At 68.1% G+C, this 15,016-nt stretch carries 16 protein-coding genes; 12 read left to right on the forward strand and 4 right to left on the reverse strand.

Annotation, left to right across the window (positions count from 1 at the left end; all coding sequences use genetic code 11):
* Positions 1 to 73 precede the first annotated feature (73 nt).
* Positions 74 to 1,549, forward strand: coding sequence for a glucose-6-phosphate dehydrogenase (zwf, locus tag BT264_RS19475; RefSeq protein ID WP_072440237.1), 1,476 nt, complete (start codon positions 74 to 76; stop codon positions 1,547 to 1,549).
* Positions 1,550 to 1,647: 98 nt separating this feature from the next.
* Here the strand turns inward: zwf and BT264_RS19480 are convergent, their stop codons facing one another.
* Positions 1,648 to 2,598 (reverse strand): LysR family transcriptional regulator, encoded by a 951-nt coding sequence (locus BT264_RS19480; protein WP_072440235.1) that lies wholly within the window; start codon positions 2,596 to 2,598, stop codon positions 1,648 to 1,650.
* Positions 2,599 to 2,699: 101 nt separating this feature from the next.
* Between BT264_RS19480 and BT264_RS19485 the strand changes: the two genes are divergently transcribed.
* The 7 genes from BT264_RS19485 to BT264_RS19515 all read left to right on the forward strand — a co-directional run bounded on the left by BT264_RS19485 (position 2,700) and on the right by BT264_RS19515 (position 9,079).
* Positions 2,700 to 3,902 (forward strand): MFS transporter, encoded by a 1,203-nt coding sequence (locus BT264_RS19485; protein WP_072440232.1) that lies wholly within the window; start codon positions 2,700 to 2,702, stop codon positions 3,900 to 3,902.
* Positions 3,903 to 3,933: 31 nt separating this feature from the next.
* Positions 3,934 to 4,257 carry a MoaF-related domain-containing protein gene (locus BT264_RS19490; RefSeq protein WP_072440306.1) on the forward strand — a complete coding sequence of 108 codons (324 nt, stop codon included), beginning with the start codon at positions 3,934 to 3,936 and terminating at the stop codon, positions 4,255 to 4,257.
* Positions 4,258 to 4,270: 13 nt separating this feature from the next.
* On the forward strand, positions 4,271 to 5,227 hold the full coding sequence (locus BT264_RS19495; RefSeq protein WP_072440230.1) for an LLM class oxidoreductase: 957 nt from the start codon (positions 4,271 to 4,273) through the stop codon (positions 5,225 to 5,227).
* 150 nt (positions 5,228 to 5,377) lie between these two features.
* A complete protein-coding gene (dkgB, locus tag BT264_RS19500) occupies positions 5,378 to 6,184 on the forward strand; it encodes a 2,5-didehydrogluconate reductase DkgB (RefSeq protein ID WP_072440228.1) in 807 nt (268 codons plus the stop codon).
* Between the two features lie 64 nt (positions 6,185 to 6,248).
* Complete coding sequence (locus BT264_RS19505) at positions 6,249 to 7,364, forward strand: alkene reductase (protein WP_072440226.1); 1,116 nt, start codon at positions 6,249 to 6,251, stop codon at positions 7,362 to 7,364.
* Between the two features lie 20 nt (positions 7,365 to 7,384).
* Entirely contained in the window at positions 7,385 to 8,389 is a 1,005-nt protein-coding gene (locus BT264_RS19510) for an aldo/keto reductase (RefSeq protein WP_072440224.1), read from the forward strand.
* Between the two features lie 171 nt (positions 8,390 to 8,560).
* Positions 8,561 to 9,079, forward strand: a complete 519-nt coding sequence (locus BT264_RS19515) for a DUF3455 domain-containing protein (RefSeq protein WP_072440222.1) — start codon at positions 8,561 to 8,563, stop codon at positions 9,077 to 9,079.
* A gap of 140 nt (positions 9,080 to 9,219) precedes the next feature.
* Here BT264_RS19515 and BT264_RS19520 read toward each other — a convergent pair whose 3' ends face one another.
* Complete coding sequence (locus tag BT264_RS19520) at positions 9,220 to 9,885, reverse strand: O-methyltransferase (RefSeq protein ID WP_072440220.1); 666 nt, start codon at positions 9,883 to 9,885, stop codon at positions 9,220 to 9,222.
* Between the two features lie 93 nt (positions 9,886 to 9,978).
* Between BT264_RS19520 and BT264_RS19525 the strand changes: the two genes are divergently transcribed.
* The 3 genes from BT264_RS19525 to BT264_RS19535 all read left to right on the forward strand — a co-directional run bounded on the left by BT264_RS19525 (position 9,979) and on the right by BT264_RS19535 (position 13,241).
* Positions 9,979 to 10,611 (forward strand): TetR/AcrR family transcriptional regulator, encoded by a 633-nt coding sequence (locus tag BT264_RS19525; RefSeq protein WP_371287110.1) that lies wholly within the window; start codon positions 9,979 to 9,981, stop codon positions 10,609 to 10,611.
* Positions 10,612 to 11,046: 435 nt separating this feature from the next.
* Positions 11,047 to 12,435 (forward strand): NCS2 family permease, encoded by a 1,389-nt coding sequence (locus BT264_RS19530; RefSeq protein ID WP_072440216.1) that lies wholly within the window; start codon positions 11,047 to 11,049, stop codon positions 12,433 to 12,435.
* A gap of 212 nt (positions 12,436 to 12,647) precedes the next feature.
* Positions 12,648 to 13,241, forward strand: coding sequence for a hypothetical protein (locus tag BT264_RS19535; protein ID WP_072440214.1), 594 nt, complete (start codon positions 12,648 to 12,650; stop codon positions 13,239 to 13,241).
* 9 nt (positions 13,242 to 13,250) lie between these two features.
* On the opposite strand, the gene BT264_RS19540 is transcribed toward BT264_RS19535, so the two are convergent.
* Positions 13,251 to 13,652, reverse strand: coding sequence for a CopD family protein (locus BT264_RS19540; protein ID WP_072440304.1), 402 nt, complete (start codon positions 13,650 to 13,652; stop codon positions 13,251 to 13,253).
* On the reverse strand, positions 13,649 to 13,957 hold the full coding sequence (locus tag BT264_RS19545; protein WP_072440212.1) for a DUF3817 domain-containing protein: 309 nt from the start codon (positions 13,955 to 13,957) through the stop codon (positions 13,649 to 13,651). Before BT264_RS19545 ends, BT264_RS19540 begins: the two co-directional genes overlap by 4 nt.
* A 107-nt stretch (positions 13,958 to 14,064) precedes the next feature.
* Here BT264_RS19545 and BT264_RS19550 point away from each other — a divergent pair, with 107 nt between their 5' ends.
* On the forward strand, positions 14,065 to 15,012 hold the full coding sequence (locus tag BT264_RS19550) for a GlxA family transcriptional regulator (protein WP_072440210.1): 948 nt from the start codon (positions 14,065 to 14,067) through the stop codon (positions 15,010 to 15,012).
* Positions 15,013 to 15,016: the final 4 nt, after the last annotated feature.

Here is a 15,016-nt window from a genome sequence, read left to right on the forward strand (position 1 = left end):
CGGTGCCGGCCATCCGGCGCCCGATGCCTTCGACGTTCGTTTCACGTTCCCCGTTTCAAACCGCGAACCACTCATGACGAATCAGCCTACCCAGACCGCGGCCGACCGGCCCGTCGACATGATCATCTTCGGCGGCGGCGGCGACCTGGCCGCCCGCAAGCTGTTGCCCGCGCTGTACATGGCGCACCTGCACTGCAACCTTCCGCCCGAGACGCGCATCATCGCCGTCGGCCGCCGCGACTGGGGCATCGACGGCTATCGCAAGTTCATGGACGAGCAGTCGCGCCCGTTCATCGACGAGAAGGCGTTCAACGCCGACGCGTGGAGCCGTTTCCTCGACCTGTTCAAGTACGTGCTGATCGACGTGAACGCGCCGGACGACTACCTGCGCCTCGCCGAAGCGGCGCGCGGCGACGCGATCCGCGTGTTCTACCTGTCGACGTCGCCGGAGCTGTTCACGACGATCTGCGACAACCTGTCGGCCGCGCACCTCGTCGACGCGCGCTCGCGCGTCGTCCTCGAAAAGCCGCTGGGCCACGATCTCGCATCCGCGAAGGCGATCAACGATGCGGTCGGCAAGCACTTCGAGGAATCGCAGATCTATCGGATCGACCACTATCTCGGCAAGGAAACCGTGCAGAACCTGATGGTGCTGCGCTTCGGCAACCCGATCTTCGGGCCGCTGTGGCAGGCACCGAACATCCGCAGCGTGCAGATCACGGTCGCGGAAACGGTCGGCGTCGGCAGCCGCGCGGGCTTCTACGACCATACCGGCGCGCTGCGCGACATGGTGCAGAACCATCTGCTGCAGCTGCTGTGCATCGTCGCGATGGAGCCGCCCGTGTCGCTCGACCCGGACGCGGTGCGCGACGAGAAGCTGAAGGTGCTGCGCTCGCTGCGGCCGATGGCGCTGTCGGACGTCGCGCGCGACACGGTGCGCGGCCAGTACACGGCCGGCGCGGTCGACGGCCAGCCGGTCAAGGGCTATCTCGAGGAAGACAACGTGCCGGCGGACAGCCGCGCGGAAACCTTCGTCGCGCTGCGCGCGCACATCAACAACTGGCGCTGGGCGAACGTGCCGTTCTTCCTGCGCACGGGCAAGCGGCTGCAGCGCCGCCAGTCGGAAATCGTGATCGAGTTCGCGGACATGCCGTTCTCGATCATCCCGACCGGCCCGCGCCACTACGGCAACCGCCTCGTGATCCAGCTCCAGCCGGAAGAGTCGATCCAGTTGCAGATGCTCGCGAAGGAACCGGGCAGCGGCATGAACATGGTGCCCGTCAGCCTGAACCTCGACCTGCAGCAGGCGATTCCGGAACGGCGCGCGGAAGCGTACGAACGGCTGCTGATCGACGTGATCCGCGGCCGCCTCACGCACTTCATGCGCCGCGACGAGCTCGAAGCCGCATGGTCGTGGGTCGAGCCGATCCTCGACGGCTGGAAGCAGCTCGGCGACCGGCCGCGCCTGTACACGTCCGGCACGTTCGGGCCCGCGGCCTCGTCGGCGCTGCTCGCGCGCGACGGCATGTCCTGGTCCGAAGAAGCGTAACCGCAGCACGACGGCGTGCCGCCGCGCGGCACGCCGGGCCAATCGGGGCGTGTGCCCGCCCCGTCTTTCTCGCTTTCCCCGCAAGCCGCCCGCCGCCGCTAGCGCGGCTCCAGCCACGCGGCCTTGCGCCGGGCCGGCGCATCGCTGCCGCTGCTGCCGCCACCGCCGCCCAGCACCTCGATCATGTAATCGACGAACGACGCGATCCGCGACGAGATCGCGGTATTGCGGTAGTACACCGCATGGATCGGCTGCTCGACGTCGAGCGTCTGGCGCGCGAGCAGCTGCACGAGCCGCCCCGCTTCGCGATCCTGCGCGGTCATGAAATCCGACAGGCAGACGATGCCCGCGCCGTCCAGCGCGAGCTGCCGCAGCGTCTCGCCGCTCGACGACCAGATGCCCGGCTCGATCCGGCACGGTTCGCCGTCGGTGCCGAGGATCGGCCACACGTTCAGCGATTCGGGCTGCGTGAAGCCGAGCAGCGTGTGCCTGCCGAGATCCTCGACCTTGCGCGGCAGGCCGTGCGCTTCGACATACGCGGGGCTCGCGAGGATGCGCAACCGGCTGTTGCCGATGCGCCGGCTGTGCAGCGTCGAATCCTTCAGGCGGCCGATCCGGATCGCGACGTCGGTGCGCCGCTCCAGCAGGTCGATGATTCCTTCGTTGCTGTTCAGCTCCAGCTCGACTTTCGGGAAGCGTTCGCGGTAGCCGCGCACGAGCGGCACGATCACGTGCAGCATGAACGGCGTCGCGGCGTCGACGCGCAGGCGCCCCGACGGCATCTCGCGACGCGCGAGCATCTGCTCTTCCGCATTCTCGACCGACTCGATGATCGCGCGCGCGTCCTGCAGGAATGCGCGCCCTTCCTCGGTCAGCTCGAGCCGGCGCGTGGTCCGGCGCAGCAGCGTGGTCTTCAGCTTCTCCTCGAGCCGCGCGAGCGTGCGGCTCGCCGCCGACACGGTGAGGTCGAGCTGCTGCGCGGCAGCGGTGATCGAACCGGTGTCGACCACGGCGGCAAAGGCCTGGAGTTCGTCGAGCGTGATTTTCATTGTTGATTTGAAATCAAAACAATTTGGTTTATAGACCAGTTTTTCAGCAAAAGTAAAGGCGGCACACTGCGATCCATCCTTACTGGAACCAGGATCCCATCATGCCACTCGCCCTGCTTGCGCTGACCATCAGCGCCTTTGCCATCGGCACCACCGAATTCGTGATCGTCGGGCTGATCCCGACGATCGGCGCCGACCTCGGCGTCAGCCTGCCGTCGGCCGGGCTGCTCGTCAGCCTGTACGCGCTGAGCGTCGCCATCGGCGCGCCGCTCCTGACCGCGCTCACCGGCCGCGTGCCGCGCAAGACGCTGCTCGCCGCGCTGATGGCGCTCTTCACCGTCGGCAACCTCGTCGCATGGCAAGCGCCCGGCTACGAATCGCTGATCGTCGCGCGCATCCTCACGGGCCTCGCGCACGGCGTGTTCTTCTCGGTCGGCTCGATCATCGCGACCACGCTCGTGCCGAAGGACAAGGCCGCCAGCGCGATCGCGACGATGTTCAGCGGGATGACCGTCGCGTTCGTCGCCGGCATTCCGCTCGGCACCTTCATCGGCCAGCACTTCGGCTGGCGCGCGACGTTCCTGATCGTCGCGCTGTTCGGCCTCGTCGCGTTCCTCGGCGCGGTCGCATTCGTGCCGCGCGCGCTGCCGCAAACGCCGCCGGCGCCGCTCGCCCGCCAGCTTCGCGTGCTCGCGCAGCCGCGCCTGCTGCTCGTCTATGCGATGACGGCCGTCGGCTACGGCGGCTCGCTGATCGCGTTCACGTACATGGCACCGCTGCTCGAACAGATCGCCGGCTTCACGCCGTCGCAGGTGAGCCTCGTGCTCGTCGGCTACGGCGTGTCGGTCGCGTTCGGCAACGTGTGGGGCGGCAAGCTCGCGGACGCCGTCGGCCCCGTGAAGGCGCTCAAGCGGATCTTCCTGCTGCTGGCGATCGTGCTGCTCGCGCTGACCTTCACGATCCACGTCAAATGGCTCGCGGTGCTGACGATGCTCGCGTGGGGCGCGGTCGCGTTCGGCAACGTGCCGGGGCTGCAGGTGTATGTCGTCAAGCAGGCGCGCCACTTCGCGCCGGACGCCACCGACGTCGCATCGGGCTTCAACATCGCCGCGTTCAACCTCGGCGTCGCCGGCGGCTCGTCGCTCGGCGGCCTGATCGTCGCGAACGTCGGCCTCGGCCACACGCCGTGGATCGCCGCGGTCGTCACGCTCGGCGCGTTCGCGCTCACCGCGCTGAGCGGCCGTCTCGACCGCCACCAAGGGCTGCCGGCACGCACGGCAGAACCCGTCGAACTCGCCCATTGAACGTCACATCTTTTTGCAGGAGCTGATCAGCATGAACGCATCGACCCAGCGTCCGCCGTTCGCCGGCAAGACATTCGAAGTCCGTTACGACGGCCTCGCCGCGCTCAACGCGTATGACGAGGACGGCCGCCGCATGCGCTACGAGATCACCGAAGGCGCATACGCCGGCGCGAAGGGCGAAGTCGCCTGCACGTGGCAGCACATCGCCGGCGAGACCTACGCGATCTCGTGGCAGGAAGCCGACCGCGCGACGGTCGTGCATATCGACGATTTCGCCGCCGGCACGTCGCGCTCGTTCTTCACCGCGCCGTCGCTCGATTTCTACCTGCTCGAAGGCAGCCTGCGTGCGATCTGAACGGAGCCCGACGATGTCCACTTCACTCGACAAACTCGCCGACGGCGGCTTCAGCGTCGGTATCGAACTGCCGCTCGACAACGACTGGTCGCCGGCCGGCGACGCGAAGCGCCAGCATGACGGCCGCCGCCCCGGCGTGCCCAACCTGGAAATCCACGCGGAGCTCGCGCAACTGGCCGACACGCTCGGCTTCCGCGCGCTCTGGGTGCGCGACGTGCCGGTGTACGACCCGTCGTTCGGCGACGCCGCGCAGGTGTTCGAAACGTTCTCGTATCTCGGCTACCTCGCCGGCATCACGCGCGACATCCTGCTCGGCACGGCGGCCGTCGTGCTGCCGCTGCGCGAGCCGCTGCTGACGCTGAAATCGGCCGCGACGATCCAGGAACTGAGCGGCGGCCGCCTGCTGCTCGGCGTCGCGAGCGGCGACCGGCCGGTCGAATATCCGCTGTTCGGCCGCGACTTCGCATCGCGCGGCACGAATTTCCGCGACCAGATCGCGCTGCTGCGCGACGGCGCGCGCGGACACCTGCCGCCCGGCCTCGACGTGCTGCCGGCCGCCCGTTCGCCGGTGCCGCTGCTCGTCGCGGGCCTCGCGCAGCAGACGCCCGCGTGGATCGGCGAACACATGGACGGCTGCCTCGCGTATCCGGGCACGCCGGCCGACCACGCGCAGCGTGCCGCGAACTGGCGCGCGGTGGCAGGCGACAAGCCGTACGTGAGCTTCATCCATCTCGACCTCGCGGAAGATCCGCACGAACCGCTGCAGCGGCACCGCTTCGGCGCCCGCGCGGGACGCATCGCGCTGACCGAGGAACTCGCTGCGATGCGCGACGCCGGCGTGCGGCACATCGGCCTGCATTTCCGCCGCAACCGCCGTCCGCTCGACGAGACGATGGCCGAGATCGCAGCGGACGTGCTGCCGGCGTTCCATGCGAATGCGAACGCGAGCGCGCGAACACACGTCGCATAAGGCCGGCAACGGCCCTCAGCGGGCCCGGTTCACGATCGATATTTGAATTCAAATCAAATATTTTTGACCTCTAAAGGCGTTTATCTCATCAGTCTCAAACGCCAGAATGACTCGCATACCGCAACCGTTCCCCTCTCCCAGGAGCACACGATGAGCAAGATTCCCGCATTCGGCCTCGGCACCTTCCGCCTGCAAGGCCAGGTCGTCGTCGACTCGGTCCGCAACGGCCTCGAGGTCGGCTACCGCGCGATCGACACCGCGCAGATCTACGCCAACGAAGCCGAAGTCGGCGAAGCGATCGCCGCATCGGGCGTGCGCCGCGAAGACCTGTTCCTGACCACCAAGATCTGGGTCGACAACTACGCGCCGGACAAGCTCGTGCCGAGCCTCGAAGAAAGCCTGCGCAAGCTGCGCACCGACCATGTCGACCTGACGCTGATCCACTGGCCGGCCCCGGACAACGGCGTCGCGCTCGACACGTTCATGACCGCGCTGGCCGATGCGAAGGCAAAGGGCCTCACGCGCCAGATCGGCATCTCGAACTTCAACATCGCACTGACGAAGGAAGCGATCGCGGCCGTCGGCAAGGATGCGATCGCGACGAACCAGATCGAACTGAGCCCGTACCTGCAGAACCGCAAGCTCGTCGAGTTCCTGAACGGCGAAGGCATCCACGTGACGTCGTACATGACGCTCGCGTACGGCAAGGTGCTCGGCGACCCGGTGATCGGCGCGATCGCGCAACGTCATCACGCGACGCCCGCACAGGTCGCACTCGCGTGGGCGCTGCAGCTCGGCTACTCGGTGATTCCGTCGTCGACGAAGCGCGAGAACCTCGCGAGCAACCTGCTCGCACAGACGCTGCGCCTGACCGACGAAGACATGGCGCAGATCGCCGCGCTTGACCGCAACGGCCGCGAAGTCGACCCGGCCGGCCTCGCGCCGAAGTGGGACTAAGCGCGCCGCACCCTCAATCGACCCGTCCGCGGCCGGCCGGCCGTGGCACCGACAGGAATTCATCATGACCCAGGACCCGCTTTTTCAACCGCTGCGACTCGGCACGCTGACGCTGCCGAACCGCATCGTGATGCCGCCGATGACGCGTTCGCGCGCGAGCCAGCCCGGCGACGAAGCCAACGAACTGATGGCCGCGTATTACGCTCAGCGCGCGAGCGCGGGCCTGATCGTCAGCGAAGGCACCTATATCGCGCCGCTCGGCAAGGGCTACGCGTGGACGCCCGGCATTCACACGCCGTCGCAGGTCGCCGGCTGGCGCAAGGTGACGGACGCCGTGCATGCTGCGCACGGGCGCATGTTCGCGCAGCTGTGGCACGTCGGCCGGCTGAGCCACACGAGCCTGCTCGGCGGCCGGCAACCCGTGTCGTCGTCGCCGATCCAGGCGAAGGGCGTGAACGTGTTCATCGCCGGTGAAGACGGCAGCACGCCGGGCTTCGTGCAGGCGTCCGAGCCGCGCGCGCTGACGATCGACGAGATCCGCGAGATCGTCGGCCAGTACCGCGCCGCCGCGCGCCACGCGATCGAAGCCGGCTTCGACGGCGTCGAACTGCACGGCGCGAACGGCTATCTCGTGAACCAGTTCATCGACTCGAATGCGAACACGCGCACCGACGCGTACGGCGGCTCGCTGGAAAACCGGCTGCGCTTCCTGCGCGAAGTCGCGCAGGCGCTGATCGAAGGCACCGGCGACGCGTCGCGCGTCGGCATCCGCCTCGCGCCGCTGACCACGCTGAACGGCTGCGTCGACGACGATCCGGAAACGACCTACCTCGCCGCCGCGAAGCTGCTCGGCGAGCTCGGTGTCGGCTACCTGCACATCGCGGAAGCCGACTGGGACGACGCACCGCTGATGCCGGTCGAATTCAAGCGGCAACTGCGCGCCGCGTACCCGGGCGTGCTGATCTACGCCGGTGCATACACCGCCGAGCGCGCGCGCGAAGCGATCGCCGCCGGCTGGGCCGACCTCGTCGCCTTCGGCCGCCCGTTCGTCGCGAACCCCGATCTGCCCGAGCGCCTGCGCACCGGCGCCGCGCTCACGCCGCACGACCGCAACACGCTGTTCGGCGGCGGCGCACAGGGCCTGACGGACTATCCGACGCTCGCGCAAGCCGCCGCGTGAACGATCCACTGGAATCCGACATGAGAATCACGCTCCCTTCCCGCCTGGGTTTCGGCACGGCGCCGCTGGGCAACATGTATCGCGACATCCCGAACGAAGAAGCACTGGCCACGGTCGATGCGGCCTGGGAAAGCGGCATCCGCTACTTCGACGCCGCGCCGCTGTATGGCGCGGGCCTCGCCGAGCTGCGCCTCGGTGAAGCGCTCGCAGGCCGTCCGCGCGACGAATATTCGCTCGGCACGAAGGTCGGCCGGCTGGTCCTCGACGAACACGAGGACGCGTCGCAGCGCGATCTCGGCGAGAAGGGCGGACTGTTTCGCCATGGCCTGCCGAACAAGATCGTCTACGACTACACCGAGGACGGCACGCTGCGCTCGATCGAAGCGAGCCTCGAGCGGCTGCGCACCGACCGGCTCGACACCGTGTGGATCCACGATCCGGCCATCGACTTCCACGGCGAGCGCTGGCTCGACGTGTTCGACGTCGCGATGTCGGGTGCGGCGAAAGCGCTCACGCGGCTGCGCGACGAGAAGGTCATCAAGGGCTGGGGCCTCGGCGTGAACCGCGTCGAGCCGTGCGAGCTCGCACTCGAACGCTCGGATCCCGACGGCTTCCTGCTCGCCGGCCGCTACACGCTGCTCGACCATGCGGGCGCGCTCGAACGGCTGATGCCGGAAAGCGTCGCGCGCGGGCTCGGCATCATCGTCGGCGGTCCGTACAATTCCGGCGTGCTCGCCGGAGGCACCCACTTCGAGTATCAGCCGGCGACGCAGGACATGCTCGATCGCGTCGCGCGCATCCGGCAGATCGGCGAGCGCTTCGGCGTCGATGTTCGTGCGGTGGCGCTGCAGTTCTCGCTCGCGCACCCGGCCGTCGCCGCCGTGATCCCCGGCGCGAGCCGGCCCGATCGCATCGACGAGAACCTGCGGCTCGCCGCGGCGCCGATTCCGTCCGAACTGTGGGGCGTGCTGAAGGCCGAGCGCCTGATCGCGGAACACGCGCCGACGCCGGCCGGCGCGGCCTGAGCCGCTTAAGCGCGACCGCCGCGACGAGCGGCCGCGCATAGCCATTCGGTCGCAATCGCGGCGACTATCGCCGCGATTGCCATTTCCGAATTGCAGCCTGCGCAATCGGCGTCTAGCGTTTACGGGATCGACTCCGCACGACCGTCACCCGACCTGAAAGGACGCCCCGCCATGCCAAGCCGTTCCCCGAAACGCGACATGCTGCTGGCCCTCGCGGCCGGCCTTTCCTTCTCGGCTTTCACGTTGCCGGCTTACGCCGACGATGCGGCCGGTCTCGCGCCGCCCGAGCCTGCGACGCCCGTGCTCTCGACGACCGCGACCGGCGTGCAGATCTACGCATGCGAATACGACAATGAACACCGGCTCGCGTGGACATTCCAGCGCCCGGAGGCGATGCTGTTCGATGCCGGCGGCACGCTCGTCGTCCGGCACGGCGCGGGGCCGTCGTGGGAAGCGCTCGACGGCAGCCGCATCACCGGCAAGAAGCTCGCGGAAGCGCCGAGCGCACGCCCGAACAGCATTCCGCAACTGCTGCTCGCCGCGACGCCGGCCGCAACCGGCACGCTGGCCGGCGTGCGCTTCGTGCAACGGCTCGATACCGCGGGCGGCACGCCGCCGGCCGCGACGTGCGCGACCGAGCATGCGATCGGCCGCTTTCCGTATTTCGCGCGATACGTGTTCCTGAAGTAACGCACGGCGGCGCCCCCAAGCGCGGACGCCGCCTTCAGGTTGCTCGCAGCCCGTCCATTTGATCAGTTATCCTGCATTTATGGATTGGATACGTGGCATCTTCATCGTCGTCGTTCAGGCTACGAAATGATGCGCGCGCGTCAGCGTATCCGCATCGACAGCTCGACATCGCCGCCGAACGGCACCGACAGATAGCCGTTTTCCGGCGCGCGCACATAAGCGAGGTAGTCAGGGCTGTATTCCGCGTTGTCGGCGACGACGAACGCACCCGCCCCGAGCCGCGGTTCGACCAGCGCGAGTATCTCGGGATACAGCGCCTTCGCGCCATCGAGCAGCAGCAGATCGACCGTATCCGGAAGGTCGGCGGCCAGCGTGCGCAGCGCATCGCCTTCGCGAATCTCCACGAGATCGGCAAGCCCGGCGGCCGTCAGGTTCGCCCGCGCGCGCACGACCTTCGACGGCTCGAACTCGCTCGTGATCAACCGGCCGCCGCCGTTGTCGCGCAGCGCGGCCGCAAGATGCAGCGTCGAAATGGCGAACGACGTGCCGAATTCGACGATCGCCCGCGCGCCGCGGCTGCGCGCGAGCATGTACAGCAGCGTGCCCGTCTCGCGCGATACGGCGAGCGGGTAGTCCTTCAGCCGCGCATAAAAATCGGCGTAGTCGGTCTTGCTGCGCATCAGCCGCGCGTGCTCGTCGTGCGACAGGTCGGCAAAGTCCGGGCTCGTCGCGGGCGACGACGCGTCGGCCTCGTCGAACAGGCGCTCCAGCAGCGAGGCAAGCGGGTCGAGAATCAGGGTGGTCATGCGAATCTCCGGTATCGGGTTGAGTGCGTCGTTGCACCCGATTAGAATATGACGAACTATTCAGGTTTTACTATTCGCATTGGCAAACCGCTCATGACCGACCGCCGAAACACCCGGATCGCCACGCGCAAACAGCCCCGGCAGGCCCGCTCGACGCGTCTCGTCGAAGACGTCCTCCAGGCCGCTGTTCAGGTTTTGGCGAGCGAAGGCGCGCAGCGCTTCACGATGGCGCGCGTCGCCGAGCGGGCCGGCGTGAGCGTCGGCTCGCTGTACCAGTACTTCCCGAACAAGGCGGCCGTGCTGTTCCGGCTGCAGCACGACGAATGGCGGCAGACGTCCGAGATGCTGCGCGGCATGCTGGAGGACGCGCGTCAAACGCCGCCCGAGCGGCTGCGCACGGCCGTCCACGCGTTCATCCGTTCGGAATGCGACGAGGCGCGCATGCGCATCGCGCTCGACGACGCCGCGCCGCTCTATCGCGACGCGCCCGAGGCGCGGGAAGCAAAAGCGGCCGGCAACCGCATCTTCCAGGCGTTCATGCGGGAGGCGCTGCCCGATGTGCCGGACGCCACGCGCGCGCTCGCATGCGACCTGATCACCACCACGCTCGCCACGGCCGGCAAGGCGTTTTCGGAAAGCGAGCGCACACCTGCGGAAATCGACGCGTATTCGGCGGCCATGGGCGACATGTTTTGCGCGTACCTCGAGCGTCTCGCGCACAATTGACGCGTGGACGGGACCGGCCACGACGAAAGACTTTCGTAATGCCCGATGCACCACCCGCTGCCGCCCTGCCCGCCGGCCCCGCGTTCAAATAGTCGCCTTAACGGATTCGAACTAGGCGTATACACGCGTTCCGGCACGACGAAGCCCCGTTTCACGCCGATATAAGCGCTGCGACATGCGCTGCATGCTCTTCCCCCAATGGGACGTGATGGGCGGTTCGCCTAACCTTCGCTACGGCAAAGCACACGTGACGGGGTCGACCACACCACGCATCGTACGACGCGACACGCTCGCGATCGTTTCGATTCGCGCATGACGACACGGATCACGCGTCATTCGTCCCCACGACGTTGCCGACAATTCCAACCAGATTCGAGACACCCTGACGACGGCTCGCTGCGGGCCGTTTCAGCATGCTGATAAAGGAGCAAGCTCATGAGTGATACCCCGGTGCAGCCGACGGTCGGCGTCGGCACGGATGAAACGGACTTTGGCACCCAGGGAGTCATCGACCGGTACTTCGGCATTTCGTCGCGCGGCAGCACGCAGCGCCGCGAAATCATTGCGGGCGTGACCACGTTCCTCGCGATGGTCTATTCCGTGTTCGTCGTGCCCGGCATGTTCGGCAAGGCCGGCTTCGACACGAGCGCCGTGTTCGTCGCGGTCTGCCTCACCACCGCGTTCGGCTCGCTGCTGATGGGCCTGTGGGCGAAGCTGCCGATCGCGATCGGCTGCGCGATCTCGCTGACCGCGTTCACCGCGTTCGGCCTCGTGCTCGGCAAGGGGCTGCATCCAACGGTCGCGCTCGGCGCCGTGTTCCTGATGGGCCTCGTGTTCACGGGCATCTCGGTCACCGGCGTGCGCTCGTGGATCCTGCGCAACCTGCCCGCGGGCGTCGCGCACGGCACCGGCATCGGCATCGGCCTGTTCCTGCTGCTGATCGCGTCGAACGACGTCGGCCTCGTGATCAAGAACCCGGGTGCCGGCCTGCCGGTCTCGCTCGGCCAGATCACCGCGTTCCCGGTCATCATGTCGGTCGTCGGCCTCGCCGCGATCTTCGGCCTCGAAAAGCGTCGCGTGCCGGGCGGCATCCTGCTCGTCGTGATCGCGATCTCGGTGTTCGGCCTCGTGTTCGACCCGGCCGTGAAGTACCACGGCATCTTCGCGCTGCCGTCGCTGAGCGCACCGGGCCATGCGTCGCTGATCGGCGCGATGGACATCAAGGGCGCGCTGTCGATGGCCGTGCTGCCGAGCGTGCTGGCGCTGGTGATGACTGCCGTGTTCGACGCAACCGGCACGATCCGCGCGGTCGCCGGGCAGGCCGGCCAGCTCGACGAGAACGGCCGCATCATCAACGGCGGCCGCGCGCTGACCGCCGATTCGCTCAGTTCGATCTTCTCCGGCTTCCTCGGCGGCGCGCCGGCGGCGGCCTACATCGAGTCGAGCGTCGGCGTGGCCGCCGGCGCGAAGACGGGCCTCGCGGCGGCCGTGGTCGGCCTGCTGTTCCTCGTCGTGATGTTCTTCTCGCCGCTCGCGGGCCTCGTGCCGTCGTACGCCACGGCACCCGCGCTGATGTACGTCGGCCTGCTGATGCTCGGCAGCGTGAGCAAGCTGCACATGGACGACATGGTCGATGCGATGTCGGGCCTCGTGTGCGCCGTGTTCATCGTGCTGACCGCGAACATCGTGACGGGCATCATGCTCGGCTTCTCGACGCTCGTGATCGGCCGCATCGCGAGCGGCGAATTCCGCAAGCTCAACGTCGGCACCGTGCTGATCGCGGCCGTGCTCGTCACGTTCTATCTCGGCGGCTGGGCGATCTGACCGCGGATCGTGCGCGACGTCGCCGGCAGAAGGACGGCGCGCATCAGGACGACAACGTCTCCTCCACCATCATCGTTGATGGTCTCCCGCCTGGGAACGCGAGTTTCCGGGCTTTTTTTGTCGATGCGGCGCGGTGCGATGCGCATCGCCGAAGCGGCGCGGCGCGAATTCGCGCCCGGTGCTACGATCGAGCTTTGCCTTCAGGAGCCGCCATGAACGCGCTCGGCATCGTCTCCGAATCGAGCACCCGGACCTCGGCGCGCAAGCCGCCGTTCATCCCGTCGTTCGGCTTCCACGAAGTGCACGAATCGCAGCCGATCCATGCGTCGCCGGCCCGCATCATCGACGCGGTCGCGGCGCTCGACATGCGCGCCGATCCGGTCATCGATGCACTGATGACGGTGCGCGAATTCCCGTCGGCCATCGTCGACACGCTTCGCAACGGGCCGGCCCGAAGCGAACGCGCGCGTTTCGGTTTCCACACGTTCACGCTGCTTCACCGGGACGACACGTCGCTGTCGCTCGGTCTCGTCGGACGCTTCTGGCGCCCGACGACCGACGTGCGCGCCATCGCCGATGCAACGGCCTTCGTCCGGCACGACGACCCACGCGACGCGAAGCTGGTGCTCCGGTTCGAAGTCGTCGGGCTGGCATCGGGTGCGTACATCCTGCGTACCGAAACCTTCATCCACTGCCCGATCGCACGGACGCGGCGGCTGTTTACGCCGTACTGGCTCGCGATCCGGCTCGGGAGCGGGTGGATCCGGCGCCGCATGCTGGCGGCCGTCGAAACGGCGCTCGCGTAAGCCAACGCATCAAAACGGCTTGATCACGACCAGCCCGACGACGATCCCCGCCGCGACCACGACAGCGCCCGCTGCGTGCCCGAGCCATTGCGCGGGCACGACGACGAGATCGTCGCGTTCCATGCGCCGCAGCGTGCCGGCCAGCATCCCGTGCAGCGCCGACAGCGCGGTGACGACCGCCAGCTTCACCGACAGCCACGCGGCGCCGAACCAGTGTCCGCTCAGCGCGATCGCAATCCCCGTGATCCAGACGAGCGCGAGCGCGGGCACCGTCACCGAACGATCCCAGCGCCGCACCGCGCGATGCACGGCGAGGTTGGCGATACGGATGCCGACGGACAGCATCAGCAGCCCGCCGACGAACGTGACGACGGCGACGACATGCGCGGCCTTGAGCAGCAGGTAAATCATTGCGCGTGCCGCCTGCGCGCGATCCATCCGGCGCTCGCCAGCCCCGCAAACGGCACGACGGCCGACAGCACGAGCCGCGCGACGTCGCCCTTGCTCCACAGCCCGCTCGACGCGGTGCCGACGACCGCCCACACGTACATCGCGAAAGCGATACCGTGAATCGGGCCCATGATCGATACCGCGGCCGGATAACCGGCCAGATGCTTGAGCGGCACGGCAATGCACACCAGCACGACGAGCGTGGTCGCCTCCAGCAGCGACAGATACTGCAGGTTGCGCAACGCATTGCGATCGCCTTGTTTCATTGATGGGCCCCCAGGTTGGTCAGCCGCAATTATGGCGTGTGGCACGGGCCCGATCCATTGGCTAGAATGCCATCTTTAAACGGATTCTGGCCACGGCCTCGAACGCCATGCATACGGTCGCCGTCCTCGCTCTGCCCGATGTCGTCCCGTTCGATCTGGGCGTCGCATGCGACACGTTCGCGCGCGTGCGTTCGCCCGGCGTCGAGCATGCGTACCGCGTGCGCGTGTGCAGCGAGCATGCGCGCGTCGCCGGCGACCTGTTCGAACTGCGGCCCGCGTTTCGTCTCGATGCGCTCGCCGACGCCGACACGATCGTCGTCCCCGGCACGTCCGTGCCGCTTGCGCCGACGTCGCGCCGCGCGATCGCGGCCCTGCGCGCGGCGGCCGCGCGCGGTTGCCGGATCGCGTCGATCTGCAGCGGCGCGTTCGTGCTCGCGGAAGCCGGTCTGCTCGACGGCCTGCGCGCGACGACGCACTGGCTGGCGGCCGGCGAACTCGCGCGCCGCTACCCGAACGTGACGGTCGACCCGAACGTGCTGTTCATCGACAACGGCCAGATCCTGACGTCGGCCGGCGCAGCGGCCGGCCTCGATCTGTGCCTGCACATGATCCAGGCCGACTACGGCGCGGCGGTCGCCGTCGACGCCGCACGCTGCGCGGTGGCGCCGCGCGTCCGCGAAGGCGGGCAGGCGCAGTTCATCGCGCCGGAATGGCCGGCCGGCACCGACGGGCTGCAAAGCCTGATGGACTGGCTGCAGGCCAACCTGCACAAGCCGCTCACGCTCGACGCGATGGCCCGCAAGGCGTCGACGAGCGTGCGCACGCTGACGCGGCGCTTTCAGGAGCAGACGGGCACGTCGCCGCGGCAATGGCTGCAGACCGCGCGCGTCAGGCATGCGCAGCAGTTGCTGGAAGTCACGGAGCTGTCGATCGAACATGTGGCAACGGAAGCCGGGTTCGGTTCGGTGACCGCGTTTCGCGAGCGGTTCGCGCGCATCGTCGGCACGTCGCCGCAGCGGTATCGTCACGCGTTCCGCGCGCGGTCCGGCGCATGACGCT

It is taken from the genome of Burkholderia sp. NFPP32 (assembly GCF_900119325.1).
Taxonomy (GTDB): Bacteria; Pseudomonadota; Gammaproteobacteria; order Burkholderiales; family Burkholderiaceae; genus Burkholderia; species Burkholderia pyrrocinia_C.